This window comes from Mumia flava, from assembly GCF_002797495.1.
Classification (GTDB): domain Bacteria; phylum Actinomycetota; class Actinomycetes; order Propionibacteriales; family Nocardioidaceae; genus Mumia; species Mumia flava.
Genome location: NZ_PGEZ01000002.1, coordinates 198219 through 223343, shown reverse-complemented (window position 1 = coordinate 223343; position 25125 = coordinate 198219). Strand labels below are relative to the sequence as shown.

Genomic DNA, 25125 nt, shown 5'->3' with positions numbered 1-25125 from the left:
GCGACCGCGGCTCCGACCACCCGAACTCTGATCTACTCGAACCACGTACGGAGTCACCACACATGTCCACTCTCGAGATCCGCGACCTGCACGTCTCGGTCGACACCGAGGACGGCCCCAAGGAGATCCTCAAGGGCGTCGACCTGACCGTCACCTCCGGTGAGACCCACGCCATCATGGGCCCGAACGGCTCGGGCAAGTCCACGCTGGCCTACTCGGTCGCGGGCCACCCGAAGTACGAGATCACCTCCGGCACCGTCACGCTGGACGGCATCGACGTGCTCGGCATGACCGTCGACGAGCGCGCCCGCGCCGGCCTGTTCCTCGCGATGCAGTACCCGGTGGAGATCCCGGGCGTCTCGGTCGCGAACTTCCTGCGTGCCTCCAAGACCGCGATCGACGGCGAGGCGCCGTCGCTGCGGACGTGGGTCAAGGACGTCAACGGCGCGATGGAGCGGATGACCCTCGACAAGTCGTTCTCGCAGCGCTCGGTCAACGAGGGCTTCTCGGGCGGAGAGAAGAAGCGCCACGAGATCGCCCAGCTCGAGCTGCTGAACCCGAAGTTCGCGATCCTCGACGAGACCGACTCGGGCCTCGACATCGACGCCCTGCGGATCGTCTCCGACGGCGTGAACCGCTACACCGGCCAGGGCGACCGCGGCGTGCTGCTGATCACGCACTACACGCGGATCCTGCGCTACATCAAGCCGGACTTCGTGCACGTCTTCGTCAACGGCAAGGTCGCCGAGTCGGGCGGCGCGGACCTGGCCGAGGAGCTCGAGGCGAACGGCTACGACAAGTACACCAAGGCAGCGGTCTGATGACGGGCACCGGCTTCTACGACGTCGCGCGGGTTCGGGAGGACTTCCCGATCCTGCGCCGTCGCCTGGCCGGTGACCGCCCGCTGGTGTATCTCGACTCGGCGAACACCTCGCAGAAGCCGCAGCAGGTGGTCGACGCGATGGCCGAGCACTACCTGCAGCACAACGCGAACGTCGCCCGCGCGATGCACCAGCTGGGCGCCGAGGCGACGGAGGCGTTCGAGGGGGCGCGGGACAAGGTCGCGGCGTTCGTGAACGCGCCCTCGCGCGACGAGATCGTGTTCACCCGCAACGCCTCCGAGGCGCTCAACCTGGTCGCGAACGCCCTGCGCAACGCCACCGGCGACCTCGCGGTCGGGCCCGGCGACGAGATCGTGATCTCCGAGCTGGAGCACCACTCGAACATCGTCCCGTGGCAGCTCCTCTGCGAGCGCACCGGCGCGACGCTGCGGTGGTTCCGGCTGACCGACGAGGGCCGGCTCGACCTGGACGACCTCGACACGCTGGTCAACGAGCGGACGAAGATCGTCTCCGTCGCCTGGGTCTCGAACATGCTCGGCACGGTGACGCCGCTGGAGACGATCATCGCGCGGGCCCACGCGGTCGGTGCGCTGGTGATGGTCGACGCGTCGCAGGCCGTCCCGCAGCTGCCGGTGGACCTCACCGCCCTCGGAGCGGACCTCGTGGCCTTCACCGGCCACAAGATGGTCGGCCCGACGGGCATCGGCGTGCTCTGGGGCCGCCGTACGGTCCTCGAGGCCCTGCCGCCGTTCCTCGGCGGCGGCGAGATGATCGAGACCGTCACGATGGAGCGCTCGACGTACGCCCCGCCACCGGCGAAGTTCGAGGCCGGGACACCGCCGATCGCGCAGGCCGTGGGTCTGGGCGCGGCGGTCGACTACCTGTCCGCGATCGGGATGGACGCCATCGCCGCGCACGAGCGGGAGATCACCGCGTACGCCCTGAAGCGGCTGCAGTCGATCGACGGCGTGACGATCGTCGGTCCGAGCGAGCCCGTCGAGCGCGGGGGAGCGATCAGCTTCACCCTGGACGGGGTCCACCCGCACGACGTGGCGCAGATCCTGGACTCCCAGGGGATCGCGATCCGCGCGGGGCACCACTGCGCGAAGCCCGCCCACCGGCGCTTCGGCGTGCAGTCCACCACGCGGGCGTCGTTCTACCTCTACACGACGCTGGAGGAGATCGACGCGCTCGCCGAGGGAATCGTCCACACGCAGAAGTACTTCAAGGTGATGTGACGATGGACGTGGACACGCTGTACCAGGAGATCATCCTCGACCACTACAAGAAGCCGCACGGCGCCGGCCTGCGCGAGCCGTACGAGGCCGAGGTCCACCACGTGAACCCGACCTGCGGCGACGAGGTGACCCTGCGGGTGCACCTCGAGGGCGGCAGGGTCGCCGACGTCTCGTACGACGCCGAGGGCTGCTCGATCAGCCAGGCGGCGACCTCGGTGATGTACGACCTCGTGTCCGGCAAGCCGGTCACCGAGGCGATGGTGCTGCTCGAGGAGTTCCAGACCCTGATGCAGGGTCGTGGCAAGGTCGAGCCCGACGAGGAGACGCTCGAGGACGGCATCGCGTTCGCCGGCGTCGCACAGTTCCCCGCGCGCGTGAAGTGCGCGCTGCTGGGGTGGATGGCATTCAAGGACGCGACCGCGCAGGCGGCCGGGTCGACGAGCGAGGAGGAACGATGAGCGAGACCCACACCGACCAGTCGCCGGCGACCGAGGCTGCGAGCGACCTCCCGGAGGTCGACCTGTCACCGGCCGGGACAAGCACCACGACCGCCGAGGACGTCACCGAGGCGATGAAGGACGTCGTCGACCCCGAGCTGGGGATCAACGTCGTCGACCTCGGCCTCGTCTACGGCGTCGAGATGGAGGGCTCGAACAACGCCACCATCGACATGACCCTGACGTCGGCGGCGTGCCCGCTGACCGACGTGATCGAGGACCAGACCCGCAGCGCCCTCGAGGGCATCGTGAACGAGTTCCGGATCAACTGGGTCTGGATGCCGCCGTGGGGCCCGGACAAGATCACCGAGGACGGCCGCGAGATGCTGCGCGCCCTCGGCTTCAACGTCTGATCCCATCCCGATGGTCGCGGAGCCTCCTGCTGCTTCCGCCGGAGGTCGAGGCGCAGCCACCGGCGGTCGAGGCGGCGCCACCGGTGGTCGAGGCGCGAGCGGAGCGAGCGATCGAGACCCGTCGGTCGACTCGCCCGTATCGCCGGGCGAGCCTGTCGAGACCGCCGTCCTCGTCCCGTACGACCGGCTGCACGGGTGGACCGAGCGCTTTTCGGCGCGTCACGGACAGGCGATCGTGACGCGGTCGGGGACACGGGTGACGTGGACGTCCCCGGACGGCGCGATCGCGACGTACGAGGACGAGCCGCCCCTCGAGGACTTCGGGATCGTCCTGGTCCGCCGCGGCGGGTACGCGGTCGGTCGGGTCGAGGACGGGCGGCTCGTCGCCCACAAGACCGGGACGCGCTACGTGCAGGGCCGGACGAAGGCCGGCGGGTGGAGCCAGCAGCGCTACGCCCGGCGCCGAGCGAACCAGGCGGACGCGCTGGCCGGGTCGGCCGCGGACCACGTCGTACGGCTGGTGCCGGGTGATCTGCGCATCGCCGGCGGGGGAGACCGTGCCCTGGTGGCTCAGGTGCTCACGGCGGCGGACCGCACGCTCGATCCCGGACTTCGGTGGCTGGAGGTGAAGGAGCCGCGGCTCGCGAGTCTCGAGCGTGCGGTGCGCGACGTGCGCTCGTACGCGGTCGTCCTCAACGAGGCTGCACGAGCGCGCTGAGGACGGGGTGGCGCTCCACACCGGAGCCGGCGAGCACCACCGGCTCGTCCACGGTGCCGAGCGCCACGACGCCCACGAACGGTCCGCGGGTGCGGCCGAGGACGACCGCGTCGGTGGCCGCACCAGGGGGGAGCTCCAGGAGCACGCGTCCGTCGCGCGTGCGCACGATCACGGGGCCGCCGTCCTGCGCGACCGACACGGCCGGGCCTCGGGCCGGCGGAATCGTGCGCCCGTCGCCGCTGAGCAGCGGGACGAGGTGCAACCGGCGCGCACGCACGAGCCGCACGGCGGCCAGCAGCCCCAGCGCGGCGAGGACCGCCAGCGTGACGACGAGTGCCGGAGGGCTCGAGCTCGCGATGCGGATCGCGAGCACGGCGAGTCCCAGGACGACCACGACCACCACGAACGCCCCGGGCAGAACGGGACGCACCGGTGACGGGGGCTCCGCAGCGGTGATCACGGCGCGACGCGCTCGCAGCACCTGGTTCTCCAGGGAGACGAGGGTCGCGAGGCGCTGACGCATGCCGGCCTCACGGGTGAGGAGCACACCGGTGACGGCCGCCGGCACGAGCAGGAACGCGGCAGCCGCCGCAGCCGCCGCGCTCGTGGCGGGGGAGTCCACCCCGGACAGCGCTGCGAGGGCTGCCACGAGGCCCAGCACCAGACCGGCGGGGACGAGCAGGGTGAGCTCGAGGACCGAGAAGCGGTACAGGCCGGCGTGGGCCGCCGTCGCGGCGCCGGACGCGACGCGGTCGAGGTCGGGGTCGTCGCGAGCGTCGTACGGCGTCCTCAGCTCGGTGTCGATCGGGCCGGGTGCGAGGGCACGAGCGGGCTCGGTGCGGTCGGCCACGCTCCAGGCGCGGGCCGCCCGACGGTCCTGCGCCCGACCGCGCAGGACGGTGACGAGGCCGCCGGACGCGATCGCACCGAGGGCGACCGCCGCACCGACCAGCAGGATCCGTACCCAGGCGCTGGCGCCGTCCCCGAGACCCGCAGCGAGTAGGCCGGCGGCCGCGGCGCCGAGCAGGGACCACCCGAGCTGGGCGAGCCCGGCACGGACCGACGCGACCCGCGGGCTCAGTCCCGCGAGGGCGGCGTGCCGGGCCTCGAGCAGCTCGGCGCGCGTGGAAGGAAGGGGCTGTCCGTCCGGAAGCGTGATCGGGCCGCTCATGGCGTCCCGTCGACCGCGCCCGACTCCTCGACGTGGACCACAGACGTCCCGGCGACGCTCGCGACGACGGCGGCCATCTCGAGCGTGCGCTCGACGTCGAGGCAGAGCCCGACGACCAGGAGGCCGTGCCGACTGTCGGGAGCCGCCGCGATCGCCGCAGCGAGACCGAGGACCGGTGGCAACGCGGTCGGCTCGCCGGCGCCGGCGGCCGCACGCAGGTCGGGCGGGAGGTCCCCGGGCTGGAGCGGCACCTCGGTGATCACACCGACACCCCAGCCCATGTCGGTCTCGTAGGCCTCCGTGTAGGCACGGTCGGGCTCGAGCTGGTCCCCGAGGTAGCGCGCCGCCACCACCCCGGCGTCGAGCTCCCCGGCCTCGGGCACGTCGACCACCCCGGCGAAGAAGTGCCAGTGGGCCGGGGTCGCACCGGTCTCGCTCGCCGGCAGCGCCACGATCCCGTGCAGGACGACGCCAGAGTCGCGCAGACGCCGGCGCCACGCGAGCAGCCCGTCGGTCAGCACGCCGAGATCGTGGGCACCGGCGCGCGGGAACATCCGCGAGAACAGGTCGCGGAACACGGCCCGGGCCTCCTCGGGATCCTCCGGGACCATCACGTCGAAGAGGTCCTCGGGGACGCTCAGGTCGAGGGTGCCGCGCAGTGCCGTCACGACGCCACCGGGGAGGTGTCGCGCATCGGTCCGACGTCACCGCTGAACAGCCGTCCCAGGAGGTTCGCGTTGCCCTGGGCGCCCGCGCCGACGGCGCCGAACGAGCCCCAGCTGACGTGCAGGTTGATCGTGCGGACGACGAGCTCGGGCATCTCCATCGAGGTGACGGTGCCGCGGGCGATGTTGAAGAAGCCGTACGGGACCTCGCGTGCGCCGCCGATCAGCTGCGGCACCATCCGGGTGTTGCCCGACGCCCGGGCGACGCCGGTGAGCTTCGCGCCGAGGGCGAAGGCGCCACCCCCGAGCGCGAGGGCGACCGCGTCCATGATCACGGCCGGGTCCTTGAGCGCCTCCAGGAAGCTGCCGGTCTCGCCGACCGCCGCGAGGTAGTGGCTCAGCAGGGCCACGCCGCCGAGGATCAGTGCGGGCACGGCGAGGAACTGGAGACCGGGGATGAGGGCCAGGAGGCCCAGCACGGTGCTCAGCAGCCCGGCGATGTCGCCGATCAGGGCGAGCAGCGGGGCGAACTCCGCGAGCAGCTCGATCAGCGCGTCGCCGATGTCGGCGAGGAAGTCGTCGATCGCCTCGAAGAAGTCGCCGATCGCGTCACCGATCCTGTCCAGCCAGCCGGGCTCGGACGGAGCGATGTCGACCGCACCCTCGAGGAGGCGGGCGAGGTCGCGACCGCGCTGCTCGTACTCCCCGTGCAGCGTCCGGGCGCGTTCGCGGGCGCTCGCGACGTCGGCGTCGGCGTTGCCGAGGTCGGTCCGGGCTCCGGTCCTCCGGGTCTGCTGCTCGCGCTGCCGGCGGGCCTCCTCGGGGTCGTCGGGAGGCGCAGCGCCGGGCGTGGGGGCCGCCGGGAGCCCGTCGAGGGTCGCCTGCGCCGCGTCGGCACGCTGCTGTGCGGCGGCCGCGTCGCTCTCCAGCCGCTCCGCACGCCTCTGGTAGCTCTCGAGGCTCGTGGCCCAGGAGCCGAGGTGGCGGTGCGCGTCGCCGAACGCCTGGTGGGCGTCGTCGACCTTCGGTCGGAGCTCGTCGTCGAGCAGGTCGCGGAAGGCTTCGGCGGCCTTCCCGCGCCACCGGCCGTCGGCCGACCCGTGGAGCACGTTCGCGACCTCGTCCAGGGCCCCGGAGACGTTCTTCAGGGTGAGGACGAGACCGTCGACGGCGACGACGTCGCCGGGTGCCGGGTCGAATCCCAGGGTCGGATAGTCCGCTGCGCTCGTGGGGGCCACCGGGCGCTACTCCTTCTCCGCGTCGTTGAGCGCGTTCGCGAGATCGGTGTCGGCCGCGTCGAACGCCTCCTGGATCGCGTCCAGGGCCTCGACCATCGAGCCGGAGAACTCGCCGAGCTGCTCGATCCCGTACGACCACTCGTCGCCGAAGGCGTTGACCCGCTCGACGAGCTCCGACGGGCCCAGGTCGGCGGCGTCGACGTCCTTCATCCGCTTGGCGGGCGCCGAGAGGAGGTCCTCGATCTGCTTCATCGTGGAGCGGACGCGGACCAGCATGGCGCCGTCGATGGAGAGGTCGGACACGCGCAGGACGTTAGCAGCCCTGCGGCTCACCCGAGGAGATTCGGTGCTGACGCCTCCATACCTTAGACTGCGGACGTCCGCGTCATCGGTCTCGGGACCACCGTCGTTCTCGCGCACCGGGGCGTGTCCGTGACCGCGTACGACCCCCGAAGGATCCCCCTCATGTCCACCGAGTCCACGCGCGCGTCGGGTACGTCGGTCCACGACCGGCAGCGCGACCGTGCCGAGCGGGGCGTCCGGACGCGCGATGCGATGGCCGCCCTCCGCAACGACCGACCGTCGCCGCCGCGCCGACGCCGCCCCGCGATGGTTGCCCTCAGCATCCTCCTGATCATCGGTGGGGCCGCGATCGCGGGCCTCCTGGCGCTCAACCTCGACTCGCGCGAGCCGGTGCTCGTGCTGGCGCAGGACGTGCCGGCCGGCACCGAGATCACCACCGACCTGCTGCGGACGACCCCGGTCGCCAGCGAAGGACTCCAGCTCGTGCCCGAGGACCAGGCCGCCGAGGTGCTCGGGACCTACACACGGGTGCCGGTGAGCCAGGGACAGCTGCTCGACGTCACGATGCTGACCACCGCCGAGCCGATGGGGGAGGGCCGCGCCCAGGTCGGCGTCCCGATGACGGCGGGTCTCGTACCGCCGGGCCTGCGCTCCGGCGACGAGGTCAGGCTGGTCCGGACCGGCACGTCGGCCGGCGACCAGGTGACGCCGCTCGCCATCGGACTGGTCCTCAGCACGTCGGCCGAGGAAGGCGGCGGCCTGACCGGCGGCGAGGGCGGCGACGGATCGGCGACCGTGCTGGTCGACGCCGACTCCGCGGACGCCGTCGTGGACGCCGCGGGGAGCAACCTCCTCGGCATCGCGCTGGTCCGCCGCGGCGTGGCGATCGACGACGCCGACCTGCGCGCCCTCGGGGACGGCTGATGAGCCTGATCGCCTTCGCCTCGGCTAAGGGATCGCCCGGCGTCACGCAGACCGTGACGGCCCTGGCCGCGTCCTGGCCGACCGATCCGGTGGTCGCCGATCTCGACCCGGTCGGCGGCGACGTCGCGCTGCGGTCGACGGCCCCTGACGGGACGCCCCTCGAGACCGAGCGCGGACTGCTGTCGTACGCGGTGGCGCTGCGGGGCGGGCGCGACGCGGCGCTCGACGACCACCTCCAGCTCCTCGACGACGGGACCCCGGTGCTCGCCGGCGTCCGCAGCCCGGCGCAGGTGCAGGGGCTCGGCATGGCCTGGCCGAGCGTCGCCCGCGGCCTGGCCGCCGATCCGCGCGACGTGCTCGCCGACTGCGGCCGGATCGTGCCGGGCACACCGGTCGGACCGGTGATCGAGGCGGCCGACGCGCTCGTGCTCGTCGCGCGCTCGGAGGTCGAGTCGCTGGCGCACCTGCGCGAGCGACTCCTCGGACTGCGGGAGCCGCTGCGGATCTCCTCGATCGGCTCCGTAGGTGTCGGCGTCGTCCTGGTGGGTGATCCGGGCGACCGGCGCAGCCGCGAGGACCTCGAGCGGCTCCTGGCCTCGGCCGGCGTCCCGGTGCCTGTGTTCGGCACCGTCGCGTACGACCCGAAGGCGGTGCGGGCTCTGCGTACCGCCTCGCCGCGGGCGCAGCGGCGATCCCTGCTGTTCCGGTCCCTGGTCGACGTCACCTCCCGGATCCGCGAGCTGGCGGGCGCGCGTGCCGGTGGCTACGACGAGAGGCAGGTCGTCTGATGGATCAGATGCTGCTGCGCCGGCTGCGCAGCGAGGTCGCGGACGCGGTCTCGCGTCAGCGCCGCGAGGACGCGGACTCGGGTCTGCCGCCGATGTCGAGCGAGGACGAGCGTCAGTACGCCCGCGCCGTCATCGCCCGCGTGATCGAGGCTCACGCCCGGGCGGAGATCTCGGCGGGGCGCACGCCGCCGGACACCCTCGAGGAGTCCGAGCTCGCCGACGGCATCCACGCCGCCCTGTACGGCGTGGGCCGCCTCCAGCCGCTGCTGGACGACCCCGAGGTCGAGAACATCGACATCAACGGCTGCGACGACGTCTTCGTGGGGTACGCCGACGGTGAGGAGCGCAAGCTGCCGCCGATCGCGGACAGCGACGACGAGCTGATCGAGCTCGTGCAGGTGCTGGCCGCGCACTCCGGCCTGACCAGCCGGCCGTTCGACACCGCGAACCCTCAGCTCGACCTGCGGCTGCCCGACGGGAGCCGGCTGTCGGCCGTGATGGGGGTGACCCAGCGGCCGTCGCTCTCGATCCGGCGGGCCCGGTTGTCGCGGGTCAGTCTCGACCTGCTGGTCGACAACGGCACGCTGTCGCCGGACCTGGCAGCGTTCCTGTCCGCGGCCGTGCGCGCCCGCAAGAACATCATGATCGCCGGCGCCACCAACGCCGGGAAGACGACGCTCCTGCGGGCGCTCGCGAACGAGATCGAGCCGCACGAGCGCCTCATCACCGTCGAGCGGGCGCTCGAGCTCGGGCTCGGCGAGTTCGCGGACCTCCACCCGAACGTCGTCGCGTTCGAGGAGCGCCTCCCGAACTCCGAGGGTCGCGGCTACATCGGGATGGCCGACCTGGTCCGCCGGTCGCTGCGCATGAACCCGAGCCGGGTCATCGTGGGCGAGGTGCTCGGCGACGAGATCGTCACGATGCTCAACGCCATGAGCCAGGGCAACGACGGGTCGCTGTCGACGATCCACGCGAACTCCTCGCTCGAGGTCTTCAACCGCATCTGCACGTACGCGATCCAGTCGGCGGAGCGGCTGCCGGCCGACGCGACGATGATGCTGATCGCCGGTGCGATCGACTTCGTCGTCTTCGTCCAGCGCCGCAACGACTACGCCGACGGCGGGACCCTGCGCCGGATGGTGACCTCCGTGCGCGAGGTCAACGGCGTGGACGGGCGCGTGCTGTCCAGCGAGGTGTTCGCCGAGGGCCACGACGGTGCCGTCCCGGCCGCGGCGATCAGCTGCCTCGACGAGCTCGTGCGGGTCGGCTACCAGCCGGCGTCGTTCCACCAGGGCGTGCACTGATGTCCGCCCAGATCCTGCTGCTCGCCCTCACCGGCGCCCTGATCGGCGGTGGCGTGCTGATGCTGATCTGGGCGATGACCGCGCGGGAGCCGGACCGCGAGGTCGCCGCGAGCAGCGGCCTGGTCGACGGGATGCGGACCCTGGGGACGCGCCTGCCGATCGCTGTCGGCGTGGGCCTCGCGGTGCTGCTCTTCACCCGGTGGCCGGTGCTCGCGATCGCGCTCGGCGCTCTCGTCTTCTTCGCGCCGATGCTGATGGGAGGCGCGGCCCACGAGAAGCAGGCCATGGCACGCCTCGAGGGCCTGGCCGCGTGGACCGAGTCGCTGCGCGACACGATCGCCGGTGCGGTCGGGCTGGAGCAGGCGATCCCCGCGACCGCGTACGCCGCCTCGCCCGCGATCCAGCCGCAGCTGATCGCGCTGTCGGACCGGCTTCGGATGCGTACGCCCCTCCCGACGGCGCTGCAGCAGTTCGCCGACGATCTCGACGACCCCAGCGCCGACCTCGTGATCGCGACCCTGATGCTCAACGCCCGCCTGCGGGGACCCGGCCTGCGTGACGTGCTGTCCTCGCTGGCGGACTCGGCCCGCGAGGAGCTCGAGATGCGGCGTCGTGTCAACGCCGGACGCGCGAGCACCCGCCGGAGCGTGCAGATCGTCGTCGGCATCACGGTCGTGTTCGTCGGCGGTCTGATCGTGTTCAACCGCGACTACCTCGCCCCGTACTCCACACCGGCCGGCCAGCTCGTGCTGCTGCTCATCCTCGGGCTGTTCGCGCTGGGCTTCCTGTGGATGCGTCGGCTCGCGGTCTTCGAGCTGCCGCAGCGCTTCCTCTTCACGACGGCCGACGGAGGCCGCCGATGATGCTCGTCATGCTGGCCGGGGCGCTGTGCGGGCTCGGGGTGCTCACGCTCGTGCTTCAGTTCGACCACGGCACCGGCACCGCAGCCTCGGAGCTGGCCCGGCTCGACGCGGCCCGTCGCCGCTCGTCGACCCACCTCAGCCTGACCGCCGACCGTCGCCACCAGGACGAGTCGCTCCGGGTCCGCCGCCTCGGGTCGCGGATCGCGACCCTCCTCGAGTTGCGGGGCTGGCGCCTGCCGGCCGGTGTCCGGGCCGACCTGGCGGTGATGGGGCGCTCGGTCGAGGCGCACCTCGGCATGACCGTGATGGGGGCCCTGGCCGGGCTGTTCGCCCCGGGCATCGCGCTCATCCCGGCCGTGCTCTTCTTCGGTGTGGGCTTCAACCTGCCGATCTGGCTCGCCGGGCTCGGCGCCCTGGTCGGTGCCGCGCTCGTCACGCTCCAGCTCGCGAGCGAGGCGGCCGATCGACGCCGCGACTTCAAGCACGTGGTCAGCGCCTTCCTCGACCTGGTCTCGATGAACCTCGCGGGTGGGCGCGGTGTGCCCGAGTCGCTGTCGGCCGCGGCCGCCCTGAGCGACGGCTGGGCGATGGTGCGGATCCGCGACACGATCGAGTCCGCCCGGCTCCAGGGCGTGACCCCGTGGGCCGCGCTCGGGGATCTCGGCGAGGAGATGGCGGTCGAGGAGCTCCGCGATCTCGCAGCAGCGCTCGCGCTCGTCGCCGAGGACGGCGCGCAGGTGCGCCAGTCGCTGGCCGCCCGCGCCGCCTCCATGCGCCAGCGCGAACTGTCCGACATCGAGGGACGGGCCGCAGAGCGTTCGCAGTCGATGCTCGTCGCCCAGCTCCTGCTGTGCGTCGGTTTCCTGCTGTTCCTCATCTATCCGGCCGTCGCCGAGGTCGTCGGCCTCTGACCGCACCGAATCCCTAGCACCGAGCCACCCGAAACGGAGACATCATGTTCAACCCGCTGAGCCCGCTGGGCTATCTGCTCACCATGCTCGACGTGCGCATCCGGCGCACCCGGTCGGAGGAGGGCGCCTCGGCCGTCGAGTGGGTCGTCATCGCGGCTATCGTCGTCGGCATCTGCATCCTCGTCGCCGGCTTCCTGCGCGACGCGCTCGAGGGTGAGGCCAAGGAGATCGGCAACAAGATCGAGAGCCAGTAGCGCACCTCCGTGACACAGCAGCGGCGACGCGACGAACGGGGCACCAGCGCCATCGAGCTGGTGCTCTACATGCCGCTGCTCATGATCGCGATCCTGCTGACCGTCCAGTTCGCCCTCGTCTACCTCGGCAACCAGGCCGTCTCGGCCGCGGCTCGTGAAGCGGGCCGTACGGCCCGGGTGACCGGCGACACGGTCGCGGCCGAGGCCCGCGGCGCGTCGTACGCCAGCACGGTCGGTGGCGGTCTGATCGACGACATCGACGTCCAGGTCGTCCAGGTCGGCGACGACGAGATGCGTGCGACCGTGACGGCCCACGCCGTACGCCTGCTGCCGTTCCTCGGCGTCACCGACCTGAGCGAAGAGGTCCAGGGCCCGATCGAGCAGTTCCAGGAGGACGCGCCGTGACCCGGTGGTGGCGCGACCGTGCCGCGGGCCGCGAGCGGGGCTCGATGGCCGTCGAGGTGGTGATCTTCATCCCGGTGCTCTTCATGTTCACGCTCCTCGTCGTCGCGGGCGGTCGCTACGTGTCCGTCAAGGGCGACATGGAGGCCGCAGCCCGCGACGCGGCCCGGGCGGCGTCGTTCGCGCGGGACGTGCCGAGCGCACGGGCCCGGGCGAGCACGGTCGCGACCCAGGCGCTCGACGGGTTCGCGTCGTGCGACGTCGACCAGATCTCCGGATCCTTCACCGAGGGCGGCGTCGTCGACGTCACCCTGCGGTGCGCGGTCCCGAACGACGGCCTCGGGCTGATCGGGCTGTCGGGCACCCAGACCCTGACCGCGACCGGGAGCGCCCCGATCGACACCTACCGGAGGTTCGGATGATCGTGCCTCTCGGCAGGAGCCTGCGCGCGAGCCCGAGCGCCCTGCGCGTACGCCTCGCCGCGCGCGGGGAGTCCGAGCGCGGGTCGGCGGCGGTCTTCGTGGTCGGGATGTCCATCGTCCTCCTCGTCGCGGCCGGGCTCGCGATCGACGGAGGACTGGCCCTGAACGCTCGGATGCGAGTCGCCGACGACGCCGAGCAGGCGGCGCGGGTCGGTGCGGACTCGCTCGACATCGACCGGCTGCGCGCGGACGGCACGATCGTGATCGACGTCGGCCTCGCGAGGCAGCGCGCTGCCTCGTACCTCACCCAGCGCGGGTACGCACCCGGCCAGTACGCGGTCTCCGTCGCGCCGGCCGGCGCGGAGGTCGAGGTCAGCGTGGAGGACACGACCGACACCGCGCTGCTCGGACTGGTGAACATCGACACGTTCGACGTGCGGGCCGCCGCGTCCGCGGAGCCCGCCACGGGTCCCGACTGACGCCGCGACCCTTGACCGCCCGCCCACCCACCCGTAGAAGAGTGGGAGCGAACCCCGACCAACGACCCAGCCCAGCAGGGGGAACGAGATGACCCGGACGACGCAGCGTCCGCCGGACGCGCACGGACCGCAGCGCTTCGCCGACCGTGCCCCGGCACGCCAGCCCGTACGCCGCAGCCCCGCGGAGGTGGTCGGCGGCGTGCTCGCACTCGGGTTGTTGCTCGTCGGCCTCCCGGTCGCGCTCGTGCTGCTCGCCGGACCGCCGCCGATCCCGACGAGCTTCGGCTCGTTGGACGGACTGGCCGACCAGCTCAGCATCGAGGATCTGCTCACGGTGCTGGTGGGCGTGGTCTGGCTGGTGTGGCTGTGGTTCGTGGTCTGTGTCGTCGTGGAGGTCGTGGCCGCGCGGCGGGGCGGACTCGCGGGCCGCATCCCCCTGGCCGGGCCGCTCCAGAACCTCGCCCGTGTCCTCGTCGGCCTCGTCGTTCTGACCGGCGTCGTCGCCGGGCCGGCGCAGGCCGTGACCGCCCCCGCGCCGTCGCACTCCGACTCGGTGACACGGGTGGTCGAGGCGCCCCAGGCCTCCTTCGTGGCCGACTCCGCCGAGGCGGCCTCACTCGACGCCGGCGACCGGCAGGCCAGAGACGACCAGGCCGACCACCGTGACGGACTCGTCGGCAAGAAGGTCTACGTGGTCGCGGCGCCGAAGCACGGCTACCACGACAACCTCTGGGACATCGCCGAGAAGCACCTCGGCGACGGCCGTCGCTACCACGAGATCTACCACCTCAACCACGACCGTGTGCAGTCCGACGGAGGCCGGCTCGAGCTCGCCCGGCTGATCCAGCCGGGCTGGCAGCTCGTGATGCCCGAGGACGCGGTGAACGTCGACCGGGTCCGCGCGCCCGAGCCGAAGGCGCCCGCGACACCTGCGCCGAGCGGGTCGTCGAGCGCGGGGAGCGCCCAGACCGACGGTGCTGCCGCCGCGGCGACCGGTGACGTCGACCGGCTGGAGGAGGCGGGCCAGGCCCAGAGCAGCGATGCCTGGTGGATCGGCGCCGGGATGCTCGCCGCGTCGGTGCTGGGCGCGCTGGCGCGCCTGCGGCGAGGCGGCCCCGGGCGTGCGCCCGACGCGTCCGCACGCGAGGTCGAGGCCGAGCTCCGGGTCGCAGCGACGGGTGATCGGGTGCACCGGCTGGACGTGACCTTGCGGGACCTGACGGCGCGCTGTCGCGAGGCCGGGACGACCCCGCCCTCGGCGTACGCGGCTCTGGTCGACGACGACGCGGTCGAGCTGCTCCTGGCGCCGCCGGCTCCGGACGCCGTCGCCGGGTGGGAAGCGCTCGAGGACGGCGCCCGCTGGCGGACGACGGCGACCCCGTCGCCCGTCACGGGGGAGTCCGCCCCGTACCCGGCCCTCGTCGGGCTCGGCACCGACGAGGACGGGCGCGACGTCCTGATCGACATGGAGGTCGCGGGCGGGGTCGTGAGCCTGGCCGGTGACGCGACGGTCGGAGCCCAGGTCGCAGCGGCGATCGCGGTGGGCGCCGCGACCGCGCCCTGGTCGGACGCGGTGCGTGTCACGACGACCGATCTCCCCGGCGACGTCGCGGGCATCGTCGACCACCGGCTCCGGGTCGCCGACCTCGGCACCGAGATCGACCGGATCGAGGCGGTCTTCGGCGACCTCGACGACGACGTGCTCAGCGGTCGGATGTCGCGCCGCGGGCTCCTCTCCCACCTGATCGTCTGCGGGCACGCACCGGACGAGATGCTCGCCGAACGTCTGGGTGCGCTGGTGGCCGGGGGTCGGCGGCGCGCGTTCTCGGTCCTGGTCGCCGGCGAGCATCGTGATGCCCGGTGGCGCCTCCAGGTCGACGAGCACGGCACGATGAGTGCGCCCCAGCTCGGGCTCACCCTGTCCGCGAACCGTGTGACGGCGCGCGAGGTCGCTGCCGTCGCCGAGCTGTTCCAGGCCGGCCGCGCCGAGACCGACCAGGCCGCGGACCGCGTCGCGATCTCCGAACCGGCGGTCCCGCACGACGACGCAGCGTGGACGACAGCACCGCGCCGGGTGGGGGTGCTCGGTCGGGTGGCCGTGCAGGGCGCCGGCGACATCGCGCCCGAGCGTTCCGACGCCGCGACCGAGATGGTCGCCTACCTCGCGCTCCACCCCGACGGCGTCCACCCGACCGTGCTGGGCGGGGCGATCTGGCCGCGGGGAGTCACCGTCGACGTCCGGGACGCGACCGTCGAGCGGGTACGCGAGTGGCTCGGGTCGGACGCGGACGGGAGCCACGTCCTGCGCGAGGACCAGTCGGGCCGGCTGAGCCTGTCCGACTCGGTCGTCTGCGACTGGGACGCACTGCGGACGCTGTTCCTGCGGGCGCGCTCGGCCGCTGCCCCGGGAGAGGAGGCCGAGCTGCTCCGCCGGGGCCTCCAGCTCGTCCGTGCCGAGCCGTTCGCCGACGTCCCGCAGGGGCGGTTCGGTTGGGTGGCACGCGACGCGCTTCCCCGGGAGATGACGGAGGTCGTCGTGGACGGAGCCCGGCGCCTCGCCGAGCTGATGGCGACCGGCGATCCCGACGGAGCGCGTGCGGCAGCCGAGGCCGGTCTGCGGGCGCGACCGGCAGACCAGCACCTGTGGCGCGCCGTGATCCGGGCCGCCTACGCGACCGACGGCATCGCCGGCGTCCAGGGATCGCTGGAGTCGATGGGTGACGCGCTCGACGGTGCCACCCTGGAGGCGGAGACCGAGGCGCTGCTCGACGAGCTGATGCCCACGGGCCCGATCGCCGCGGGCGGCTGAACCGCGGCGTCGCCGCCCCGTCGGCTCGCGAGTCACGCACGGCGGGCTCGCGAGTCGCACGTGGCGTGCTCGCGAGTCACGGCGGGCGCCTCAGGCCGGACGCGTTCTCGGGACCCCGCCATGGATGACTCGGGACCCCGCCACGGACGACTCGCCGGTCAGGGGGTGGGGACCTGGATCGTACGGAGCGTGCCGTCGCCGACGTTCGCCAGCGCGCGTCCGGCCGGGGCGTTCCCGAGGGCGCTGCGCGGGATCCGGACGCCGATCAGCTCACCGTCCGTCGTGCTCTGAGGGGAGAGCAGGACACCCTGGCGGCCCTTCATGTCGACCTGCCAGCCGCTGAACCCGCTCCCGATCCCGTCGACGTCGCCTCCGACGACCACCGCCCGGCCCCGGTCAGCACCGGTGCGCTGCAGGTCCTTCAGGTAGCCCTTGGCGTCGACGTCCTTGAGCAGCTCGCCGTCGTCGACGATCAGCACGACCGGACCCTCGCCTGCGTCGACCAGCGCGGCCAGCTCGTCCTCCGCCAGATCGGTGCCGGTGAGCACCGCACGTACGCCGTCGCGGCCCGCGAGGTCGCGCAGGGGAGACGGCCTGGGAGCTGCGAGCACGAGCTCGGCCCCGCGCTGCAGGAGCGACTCCGCCATCGCGAGGAGCACGGTCGACCGTCCGGAGCGCGGCGGGCCGCCGACGAGCGCCACCGGGGTCCGGACGAGATCGAGCCCGAGGGCGGTCAGGTCGTCGCCGCCCACACCGACCAGACCCCACGCGGCGGGCAGCTCGGGCGGGCGCATCGCCCAGGCCTCGTCGAAGCCGATCCGACCCGGGAGCACGTCGACCCGGAACGGGCGACGCGCGCGGGGGAGGTCGGACGCGCGCTCCCGGGCGGCCTCGGCGACCGCTCGCAGGGCTGCCGCCTGGGCCTGGCCGCTACGGTCCTCGGCGAGCAGCGCGATCTGGAGCTCGATGCCGGACTCCGAACGGAACCCGCGGCCCTCGGCGATCTCCTCGGGCATCGAGCGAGGCTGCAGGCCGAGCAGGCTGAAGTCGCCGCGGTCCGGGAGCCGCAGGCCGATCTTGTCCTCGATCAGGGTGGACATCCGGGCGTTCACGACCTGGCGGTCGCCCGTGATGATCAGGTGGAGGCCGACGGAGGCGCCCTCGCGCAGCATCGCCTGAACCTGCTCCATCGGCGTGCCGCTGTCGGTCTCGGCGAGGCCGCCGAGGAACCCCTCCCACCGGTCGATCATCAGCACGATGTGGGGGAGTCGTTCGTCGGGTGCGACAGCCGCGCGGAACTCGCCCAGGTCGGCGTACCCACCAGCGCCCATCAGCTCCTGCCGCCGCGCCATCTCGGCCGTCAGCCGGCTGAGCAGGCGGGTCGCACGGTCGGTCTGGGTGCGCTGGACGATCGCGCCGCAGTGAGGCAGGTCGGCGATCGGCAGGAGCGCACCGTTGCCGCAGTCCAGGCCGTAGAGGTGGAGGTCGGCGGCCGAGACCAGCTGGGCGGCGGAGCCCGCGAACGTCCTCAGCAGCTGGGACCGCCCGCTGCGGGGACCACCGGCGACGGCGAGGTGCGAGAAGGTGGCGAAGTCGACCACGGCGTGCCGTCGGGCCTGCTGTGCGGGCAGGTCCTCGACCGCGTACGGCACGGGAGCCAGGAGGTGACCGCCGCGGGAGGCTGGGGCGTCGGCCAGCAGCGCGTCGAGCAGCACGGCGTCCGGCAGGGCAGGCAGCCACGGACTGTGCTGGGGCGGGAGGCCCAGGGCTTCGTTGGCGCCGCGGATCGCCTCGACGAGGACGGTCAGGTCGGTCACCTCGGCGTCGTCGACCGCGTCGACCTTCGGGCGGAGGGGGACGGGCTGCGGCAGCCGGCGGGTGTCGATCCCGGTAACCCACGGTTCGCTCGTGGTCGAGACCACGCCGGGGCGGCGACCACCCACGCGCCCGGACTGGAACGGCACGAGCGAGCTGGCGCCGAGCCGGACGTACGCCCGGCCGGGCGTCGACTTGGAGATCTGCCCGGCGTCCGGTGCGTCGATCACGTCGGTGCTCTCGGAGCCGTCGGTGACACGGAGCGCGATCCGGAGGTTCGTGTTGGCGCGGATCTCCGGCGAGACGACGCCGGAGGGGCGCTGGGTCGCGAGGATCAGGTGGATGCCCAGCGACCGGCCGCGCTGGGCGATGTTCACGAGGCCCGTCACGAAGTCGGGCAGCTCGCGCGCCATCGACGCGAACTCGTCGATCACGATCAGCAGGCGCGGCATCGCGGCCAGCTCGGGGCGTTTGGCCTGCAGGTCGGTGTAGTCCTCGATGTCCTTCGCGCCGGCCTCGGCGAGGATGTGCTCGCGGCGGGTGAGCTCGGCGCCCAGCGAGACCAGCGCCCGTTCGACCAGGTGCGTGTCGAGATCGGTGACCATGCCCACGGTGTGGGGGAGGTCGACGCAGTCCTTGAACGCCGCACCGCCCTTGTAGTCGACGAGGACGAAGGTCATCCCGTCCGGGCGGTTCGCGACCGCGAGGGAGGCGACGACGGACTGGAGGAGCTCCGACTTGCCGGCGCCGGTGGTGCCCGCGATCAGACCGTGCGGGCCGTCGCGGCGCATGTCGATCGCGAACGGCCCGTCCAACGAGATCCCGACGACGGCCTCGGTCGAGCGTGGGCTGACCGCCCACCGGCCCCGGATGACCTCCGGGGTGGGCGGCTCGATCCCCATCACCTCGGTGAGGCGGCAGGCCGCCGGGAGGACCGAGTCGTCGTCGCCGCCCGAGATGTCGCGGATCGGGGCCAGCGCTCGGGCCGTCCGCGACAGCCAGGCGTCGGAGACGAGGTCCGGGGTGATGGCGTCGACGACGGTGACCCGTTGCTGACGCAGGGTCACGTCGCCGGTCGCGGTCTCGAGGACGACGGCCGCGGCCTCCTCGGGGAGCAGCCGTTCGTCGGTGTCGAGGCAGATCGCGCGGATCCCGTGGGCGGGACCCTGCTTGAGGAGGGCGACGACGCCGGGCAGGCTCCGCAGCCGTCGAGCGCCGTCGAGCACGAGCACGACGTCCGGGTGGTCACCGTGTCGACCGTCGCGCTTGGCGGCTGCGGACTGCCGTGCCGCCAGGAGCCCCGAGAGCTCGGCGACCCGCCGTGCGCAGGTCTCGGCGTCGATCCCGATCGTGGTGGTGGCGTCCTGGCCGAGCTGCGGGCGCGCGTGCGGGAGCCAGCGCAGCCAGTCCCAGTCGGCCGCACCGTCGCCGTCGGTGAGGACGTACACCTGGGTGTCGCGCGGGCTCTGCAGCACCGCCAGCTGAGTGATGGCCCAGCACGCGAGTCGTCGCGTCACCTCGGTGGAGCCGGCGACGCCGATCACTCCCCGCTCGGCGAGCGACACGGTGACGGGCACGTCGTAGGCGGTGCGGACGGTCGTACGGCGGTGCTCGAGCTGCTCGGGATCCTCGACGGTGACCTCCGACTCGAGGTCGCCGATCCCCAGCCTGATCGACAGGTAGTCCGGGTCGGTCCGACGTCGCTCCCACAGGCGTGAGCGCGGCCCCGAGGCGATCAGGAGGGCCAGAGCCGGGTCCGGTGCCGCCGCGCGCCGGGCGAGCCTCTCGTCGACCACCGCCTGCTCGACGTCGTCCTCGGTGGCCGCCTTGCGCTCGCGGTAGTCGGCGAGCCGCTGGCGGTAGGTCTGCTTGCCCTGCTTGCGGCTCTGCATGTACGACGCCAGCATCATCATCGGCGAGAACACCGCCATCGTGAGCAGGTACCAGCGCTGCATCGCGACCGCGAGCCCGACGGCGAGCACGACCGGCGTCAGCATCACGAGCCACGGGAGTCCCTGGCGGTTCTCGTCCGACGGGGGTGAGGGCAGCCGGAACTTCGTCGGGCGCTCCGGCGGGAGCAGGCGCGGGGGGCGGTTGTAGTCCAGCCAGCCGGCCTCCGGGCTGTCCTCGACCGCGGCGTCCGGTGTCGTCACGCTCTCGAGCTCCAGCAGGAGCTCCCCGAGCGCCAGCTGGGCGCCGATCGGCCAGTCGGCCTCGCCGTCGACCGGCTGCCGGTCGAGTGCGATCGGGTGCTCGGCGCGCGGGGCGGTCTCGGCGAGGACCTCCGCGGCGCCGTCGGCGGGACGGACCGTGACGACGCCGGCGACCGAGACGTCCACGGTGGCGGCGAGCGGCGGCACCCGTGCGTCGTCGACGCGGATCGTGCACCCCGCGTCGGAGCCGATCGAGGCCGCACCGATGCCGAGCCGGTGCACCGATCCGGCAGCAGCGCCGGTGACGACCCTGACCTCGACGAGCCCGTGCGGTTCGTCGAGGATGGATGCGGTGGGGTCGTCGACCGTGAGCAGCGCTCCGTGCTTGACCCCGGAGTCCGCGAAGGCTGCGTCGAGGTCCAGCGGTGTGCCGTTCAGGTAGACCGCCGGGAGCGCGGGACCGGCGGCGGCGCGTGCGCGGTGGTCCCGGTGCGCGTCGAGGGAGATCACACCGGGCTGGTCGAGGCCGGAGTGCGCCGCGACGCCCGAGGACCGCTCGAGCAGGGTGGCGACCACCTCCCTCGTCGAGGCGTGGTCGTCGGCGTCGACCACGACGTCCCGCCACGCACCGGTCCGGGGGTGGGCCAGGGTCACCTCGACACGCATGGTCGACAGGATAGGCGCGACGGACGCTCACGCCGACGGTGGTCCGTCCCCGGTGGCGCGATGTTCACCGCCGGGACTCCCATCTGAACCCGCCGTCCGTTAGCGTGGGTCCGACCACCGAGTCCTCCGGGCTCGCCTGAGACCTCCGGAGCCGTCAACCGAAAGGGACGCACCATGGCGAACATGAACGTCACGTACGAGGAGATGCGCGGCGCGGCGTCGCAGCTGAAGTCCGGCCAGGGAGAGATCGAGTCGACGCTCGAGAAGCTCAAGTCCCTGATCGACCAGCTCGTCTCGAACGGCTACGTCACCGACAAGTCCTCGAAGGCGTTCAACGAGTCGTACGAGGAGTTCAACACCGGCGTGAAGAAGACCGTGGAGGGTCTGACCGGGATGAGCGACTACCTCACGAAGGCCGCCCAGGCTCTGTCGGACACCGACGAGCAGCTGGCCAGCGCGCTCAAGGGCTGATCGCAACACTAATCACGGGATTAGCCTCGATTGGATTCTCGTCTAGCCTGGAGGGAGTACGTGGCCGTGACCTCATTGCTGCGTCGGATTGTTCTGCTTGCAACACTTGCGATCATCGGAGTCAGTTCAACGACAGGTGGCACGTCGAGTGCAACGGCCGCCGAGTCGAACCCGGCCATCTATTCCAGCGGGTTCCTATTCGGTGGCTTATACGGAGGCGTAAGCTATAGCGATCTAGTTCCGGGAAATCGTCCGAAAGTGCTATATGTCCCCGAAGGGCGGACGAGCATCGACTCGACTGCGTTCTTCGTGAACCGTCCGGTTTTTGGACTGGATGGGTATCCGATTAGTGGAGATGTGGATGTCGTCTATCGCTGGGCTGCGACGCTATGCAGCGGGCCGGGGCCCTTTTCGGTTGACCTGACTTCGAATGTGACCCGGACGGTGCCACTAAGTCCAAGTGCCTACATCGTAGGCGTCACTCCGCCGACTCTCGCCGTGAACGATACGGTACAGTTCCCAGCGAACTGTAAGGGAATCGCTGTGAGATTTGATCCGGCCTCGGAGGATGTCGGGGGTGGTGGTATGAGTTACGTGCCAGTCACACGCATGCCGCCCTCAAGCCTTCCCACCTTCGACGGCGACATCGACGGCAATGGGAATGTCATGATGTACACCCTCGGAAGCAATGGTGAAGTCGAGGACGTCGAGCAAACAGGAACATTGCCCGCAAGAATTGATGGCACTTTGCGGTATGTGTTTACGAACTGTGGAGTGGCTCGGGAGCTTGTGGGTGCGCTTTGGAATGCTGCAGGTGTGATCGCAGTTCCGATGCGCGCCGACGATATTGTTGGCAAGGCCGTAGGTGTGACGGCGTCGAAGTCGGGTGCCTCGGATCGTACGGCTTGGGGCCTTGAGCAGGGCACTGCTGTATCCGCGAGCGTAGTGGAAGGCTCATCGTTGGGATGCGCCCCTGCATAGGCGGCCGACGAGAATGCCCGCCCCCGCTGAAGATGGCACGAGGACTTGTCTTGCGACCTTTCAGCTGTATCCCGCCCGTAAGGCCAGACACCGCTCACTAGCATGCGGGCAGCACGCCTTTCCAGCCCGGATCCGTTAGCGTGGGTCCGACCACCGAGTCCTCCGGGCTCGCCTGAGACCTCCGGAGCCGTCAACCGAAAGGGACGCACCATGGCGAACATGAACGTCACGTACGAGGAGATGCGCGGCGCGGCGTCGCAGCTGAAGTCCGGCCAGGGAGAGATCGAGTCGACGCTCGAGAAGCTCAAGTCCCTGATCGACCAGCTCGTCTCGAACGGCTACGTCACTGACAAGTCCTCGAAGGCGTTCAACGAGTCGTACGAGGAGTTCAACACCGGCGTGAAGAAGACCGTGGAGGGTCTGACCGGGATGAGCGACTACCTCACGAAGGCCGCCCAGGCTCTGTCGGACACCGACGAGCAGCTGGCCAGCGCGCTCAAGGGCTGATCACAGCCTTCACCCAGCGGGCTCTCCCGACATCGAGGAGAGCCCGCTGACGTGTGTGCGGACGACGAAGGAGACGAACGTGATGAGGCGGCGGATCGCCGGGCTGCTGCTCGTGCCGGCCCTGATGGTGCTCGCGGCATGCGGCGACGACGGCGGGGACGACGGCGGTGGTGGGACCAGCGCCGAGACCGCGGTGCTGCACACGAGCGCCGGTGACATCCCGCTCGAGCTGGATGCCGCTGCGGCGCCGGAGACGGTCGCGAACTTCGTCGGGCTGGCGACGGGGGAGAAGGAGTGGACCGACCCCGAGACCGGCGACACGATGACCGACGAGCCGTTCTACGACGGCACGACGTTCCACCGGGTGATCGCCGGGTTCATGATCCAGGGCGGCGACCCGCTCGGGGACGGCACCGGCGGCCCGGGCTACGCCATCGACGACGAGATCGACCCGGACCTGACCTTCGACCACCCGTACGTCCTGGCGATGGCGAACGCCGGACCGGACACCGGGGGCTCGCAGTTCTTCATCACGGTCGCCGAGACGCCGCACCTCGACGGCGGCTACACGATCTTCGGCGAGGTCACCGACCCGGAGGGCCAGGCGGTCGTCGACGCGATCGCCGAGGCTCCGACCGGCGAGGGGGACCGGCCGGCCGAGCCGGTCGTGATCGAGTCCGTGGAGGTCGGCGGCTGACCCGCCCGTACACTGGGTCCTCGTATGATCACCGTCTCCGACCTCGAGCTCCGCGTCGGTGCCCGCGTCCTGATGTCCGGGGCGTCCTTCCAGGTCGCTGACGGCGACAAGGTCGGTCTCGTCGGGCGCAACGGCGCGGGCAAGACCACCCTCACCAAGCTGCTGGCCGGCGAGGGCGGTGACCCGACCGCCGGCACGATCCAGCGCCGCGGCACCGTCGGCTACCTCCCGCAGGACCCGCGCAGCGGCGATCCCGCGATGGCGGCGCGCGACCGCATCCTGTCGGCGCGCGAGCTCGACCGGGTGTACGCGACGCTGCGGACCGCCGAGATCGAGATGGGATCGGACGACGACACGGTCCGCGACCGCGCGATGAAGCGGTACGCCCGCGCCGACGCCGAGCTGCACGCCGGGGGCGGTTACGCGGCCGCGTCCGAGGCGGCGACGATCGCCGCGAGCCTCGGCCTGCCCGACCGGGTGCTCGACCAGGAGCTCGGGACGCTCTCGGGCGGTCAGCGCCGGCGGATCGAGCTGGCCCGGATCCTGTTCCTCGGTGCCGACACGCTGCTGCTCGACGAGCCCACCAACCACCTGGACGCGGACTCGATCGTGTGGCTGCGCTCGTTCCTCCAGTCGTACAAGGGCGGAGTCGTCATCATCAGCCACGACGTGCTGCTGCTCGAGGACGTCGTGACCAAGGTGCTGCACCTGGACGCGAACCGCGCCGAGGTCGACGTCTACAACATGGGCTGGAACCGCTACCTCCAGCAGCGCGAGACCGACGAGCGGCGGCGCCGGCGCGAGCGGCAGAACGCCGAGCGCAAGGCGTCGGCCCTGCTCGCCCAGGCGGACAAGATGCGGGCGAAGGCGACCAAGGCCGTCGCGGCCCAGAACATGGCGCGACGTGCGGAGCGGATGCTCGCCGGCGTCGAGGGGGAGCGCAGCGTCGACAAGGTCGCCCGGATCGACTTCCCCACCCCGGCCGCAGCCGGCAAGACCCCGCTGATGGCAGAAGGGCTGTCCAAGTCCTACGGCTCGCTGGAGATCTTCACCGACGTCGACCTGGCGATCGACCGCGGGAGCCGGGTCGTGGTGCTCGGGCTCAACGGCGCGGGCAAGACCACCCTGCTGCGGATCCTCGGCGGGATCGACCAGCCCGACACCGGTGCGGTCGTCCCGGGGCACGGTCTCAAGGTCGGCTACTACGCCCAGGAGCACGAGACGCTGGATCTCGGGCGCACGGTGCTGGAGAACATGCAGGCGTCGGCGCCGTCGCTGACCGACACCCAGGCCCGCAGCGTGCTCGGTGCCTTCCTGTTCAGCGGCGACGACGCGCACAAGCCGACTGCGGTGCTGTCGGGCGGGGAGAAGACCCGGCTGGCGCTGGCGACGCTGATCGTCTCGGCCGCGAACGTGCTGCTGCTCGACGAGCCGACGAACAACCTGGACCCCGCCTCACGCGAGGAGGTCCTGGCAGCGATCCGGTCCTACCAGGGCGCGATCGTCCTCGTCACGCACGACGAGGGCGCGGTCGAGGCGCTCCAGCCCGACCGGGTCCTGCTGCTGCCCGACGGCGACGAGGACCTCTGGTCGGCGGACTACTCCGAGCTCGTCAGCCTCGCCTGACGCACCCGCCTCGCCTCGATGAGAGGGT

The 25125-nt window shown here is 72.0% G+C and carries 24 protein-coding genes; 19 read left to right on the top strand and 5 right to left on the bottom strand.

Annotated features, from left to right (window positions below):
* Window positions 1-62: 62 nt before the first annotated feature.
* The 5 genes from sufC (at window position 63) to CLV56_RS15235 (ending at window position 3648) form a co-directional block, all read left to right on the top strand.
* Entirely contained in the window at window positions 63-821 is a 759-nt protein-coding gene (gene sufC, locus CLV56_RS15255) for a Fe-S cluster assembly ATPase SufC (protein WP_039361631.1), read from the top strand.
* The gene (locus tag CLV56_RS15250; protein ID WP_039361629.1) at window positions 821-2080 is read left to right on the top strand and encodes a cysteine desulfurase; all 1260 of its coding nucleotides are present in this window, start codon (window positions 821-823) and stop codon (window positions 2078-2080) included. The genes sufC and CLV56_RS15250 overlap by 1 nt, the downstream gene beginning before the upstream one ends.
* Before the next feature lie 2 nt (window positions 2081-2082).
* Window positions 2083-2538: a Fe-S cluster assembly sulfur transfer protein SufU gene (sufU, locus tag CLV56_RS15245; protein ID WP_039361628.1), complete on the top strand. Its 456-nt coding sequence runs from the start codon at window positions 2083-2085 to the stop codon at window positions 2536-2538.
* Window positions 2535-2930: a metal-sulfur cluster assembly factor gene (locus CLV56_RS15240; RefSeq protein WP_039361625.1), complete on the top strand. Its 396-nt coding sequence runs from the start codon at window positions 2535-2537 to the stop codon at window positions 2928-2930. Before sufU ends, CLV56_RS15240 begins: the two co-directional genes overlap by 4 nt.
* A 256-nt stretch (window positions 2931-3186) precedes the next feature.
* Window positions 3187-3648 (top strand): acVLRF1 family peptidyl-tRNA hydrolase, encoded by a 462-nt coding sequence (locus CLV56_RS15235; RefSeq protein WP_211288162.1) that lies wholly within the window; start codon window positions 3187-3189, stop codon window positions 3646-3648.
* Here CLV56_RS15235 and CLV56_RS15230 read toward each other — a convergent pair.
* From CLV56_RS15230 to CLV56_RS15215, 4 genes are read right to left on the bottom strand one after another with little or no spacing between them, the layout of a single operon-like run.
* A complete protein-coding gene (locus tag CLV56_RS15230) occupies window positions 3623-4819 on the bottom strand; it encodes a hypothetical protein (RefSeq protein WP_039361623.1) in 1197 nt (398 codons plus the stop codon). The two genes, CLV56_RS15235 and CLV56_RS15230, sit on opposite strands and share 26 nt — an antisense overlap.
* Complete coding sequence (locus tag CLV56_RS15225; protein WP_039361620.1) at window positions 4816-5487, bottom strand: hypothetical protein; 672 nt, start codon at window positions 5485-5487, stop codon at window positions 4816-4818. Before CLV56_RS15225 ends, CLV56_RS15230 begins: the two co-directional genes overlap by 4 nt.
* Window positions 5484-6722, bottom strand: a complete 1239-nt coding sequence (locus tag CLV56_RS15220; RefSeq protein WP_100415226.1) for a putative T7SS-secreted protein — start codon at window positions 6720-6722, stop codon at window positions 5484-5486. Before CLV56_RS15220 ends, CLV56_RS15225 begins: the two co-directional genes overlap by 4 nt.
* 6 nt (window positions 6723-6728) lie before the next feature.
* The gene (locus tag CLV56_RS15215; RefSeq protein ID WP_039361619.1) at window positions 6729-7025 is read right to left on the bottom strand and encodes a hypothetical protein; all 297 of its coding nucleotides are present in this window, start codon (window positions 7023-7025) and stop codon (window positions 6729-6731) included.
* A gap of 162 nt (window positions 7026-7187) precedes the next feature.
* Between CLV56_RS15215 and CLV56_RS15210 the strand changes: the two genes are divergently transcribed.
* From CLV56_RS15210 to CLV56_RS15165, 10 genes are all read left to right on the top strand, one after another.
* Window positions 7188-7949 carry an SAF domain-containing protein gene (locus CLV56_RS15210; RefSeq protein WP_100415225.1) on the top strand — a complete coding sequence of 254 codons (762 nt, stop codon included), beginning with the start codon at window positions 7188-7190 and terminating at the stop codon, window positions 7947-7949.
* Complete coding sequence (locus CLV56_RS15205; protein WP_100415224.1) at window positions 7949-8737, top strand: hypothetical protein; 789 nt, start codon at window positions 7949-7951, stop codon at window positions 8735-8737. The genes CLV56_RS15210 and CLV56_RS15205 overlap by 1 nt, the downstream gene beginning before the upstream one ends.
* Window positions 8737-10041: a TadA family conjugal transfer-associated ATPase gene (locus CLV56_RS15200; RefSeq protein ID WP_039361617.1), complete on the top strand. Its 1305-nt coding sequence runs from the start codon at window positions 8737-8739 to the stop codon at window positions 10039-10041. The genes CLV56_RS15205 and CLV56_RS15200 overlap by 1 nt, the downstream gene beginning before the upstream one ends.
* Window positions 10041-10904: a type II secretion system F family protein gene (locus CLV56_RS15195; RefSeq protein ID WP_039361615.1), complete on the top strand. Its 864-nt coding sequence runs from the start codon at window positions 10041-10043 to the stop codon at window positions 10902-10904. Before CLV56_RS15200 ends, CLV56_RS15195 begins: the two co-directional genes overlap by 1 nt.
* Entirely contained in the window at window positions 10901-11815 is a 915-nt protein-coding gene (locus CLV56_RS15190; RefSeq protein WP_039361613.1) for a type II secretion system F family protein, read from the top strand. Before CLV56_RS15195 ends, CLV56_RS15190 begins: the two co-directional genes overlap by 4 nt.
* Before the next feature lie 44 nt (window positions 11816-11859).
* Window positions 11860-12069, top strand: a complete 210-nt coding sequence (locus tag CLV56_RS15185; protein ID WP_039361611.1) for a Flp family type IVb pilin — start codon at window positions 11860-11862, stop codon at window positions 12067-12069.
* Between the two features lie 9 nt (window positions 12070-12078).
* On the top strand, window positions 12079-12474 hold the full coding sequence (locus CLV56_RS15180; protein WP_039361609.1) for a TadE/TadG family type IV pilus assembly protein: 396 nt from the start codon (window positions 12079-12081) through the stop codon (window positions 12472-12474).
* Window positions 12471-12893: a TadE/TadG family type IV pilus assembly protein gene (locus CLV56_RS15175; RefSeq protein ID WP_039361607.1), complete on the top strand. Its 423-nt coding sequence runs from the start codon at window positions 12471-12473 to the stop codon at window positions 12891-12893. The genes CLV56_RS15180 and CLV56_RS15175 overlap by 4 nt, the downstream gene beginning before the upstream one ends.
* Complete coding sequence (locus CLV56_RS15170; protein WP_100415223.1) at window positions 12890-13372, top strand: TadE/TadG family type IV pilus assembly protein; 483 nt, start codon at window positions 12890-12892, stop codon at window positions 13370-13372. Before CLV56_RS15175 ends, CLV56_RS15170 begins: the two co-directional genes overlap by 4 nt.
* Window positions 13373-13460: 88 nt before the next feature.
* Window positions 13461-16181 (top strand): AfsR/SARP family transcriptional regulator, encoded by a 2721-nt coding sequence (locus CLV56_RS15165; protein WP_100415222.1) that lies wholly within the window; start codon window positions 13461-13463, stop codon window positions 16179-16181.
* Between the two features lie 158 nt (window positions 16182-16339).
* On the opposite strand, the gene CLV56_RS15160 is transcribed toward CLV56_RS15165, so the two are convergent.
* Window positions 16340-20815, bottom strand: coding sequence for an FtsK/SpoIIIE domain-containing protein (locus CLV56_RS15160; RefSeq protein WP_100415221.1), 4476 nt, complete (start codon window positions 20813-20815; stop codon window positions 16340-16342).
* A gap of 174 nt (window positions 20816-20989) precedes the next feature.
* Between CLV56_RS15160 and CLV56_RS15155 the strand changes: the two genes are divergently transcribed.
* The 4 genes from CLV56_RS15155 to CLV56_RS15140 all read left to right on the top strand — a co-directional run bounded on the left by CLV56_RS15155 (window position 20990) and on the right by CLV56_RS15140 (window position 25097).
* The gene (locus CLV56_RS15155; RefSeq protein WP_039342918.1) at window positions 20990-21286 is read left to right on the top strand and encodes a WXG100 family type VII secretion target; all 297 of its coding nucleotides are present in this window, start codon (window positions 20990-20992) and stop codon (window positions 21284-21286) included.
* Window positions 21287-22477: 1191 nt separating this feature from the next.
* On the top strand, window positions 22478-22774 hold the full coding sequence (locus CLV56_RS15150) for a WXG100 family type VII secretion target (RefSeq protein WP_039342918.1): 297 nt from the start codon (window positions 22478-22480) through the stop codon (window positions 22772-22774).
* 124 nt (window positions 22775-22898) lie between these two features.
* On the top strand, window positions 22899-23471 hold the full coding sequence (locus CLV56_RS15145; RefSeq protein ID WP_100415491.1) for a peptidylprolyl isomerase: 573 nt from the start codon (window positions 22899-22901) through the stop codon (window positions 23469-23471).
* Between the two features lie 24 nt (window positions 23472-23495).
* Window positions 23496-25097 carry an ABC-F family ATP-binding cassette domain-containing protein gene (locus CLV56_RS15140; RefSeq protein ID WP_039362114.1) on the top strand — a complete coding sequence of 534 codons (1602 nt, stop codon included), beginning with the start codon at window positions 23496-23498 and terminating at the stop codon, window positions 25095-25097.
* Window positions 25098-25125: the final 28 nt, after the last annotated feature.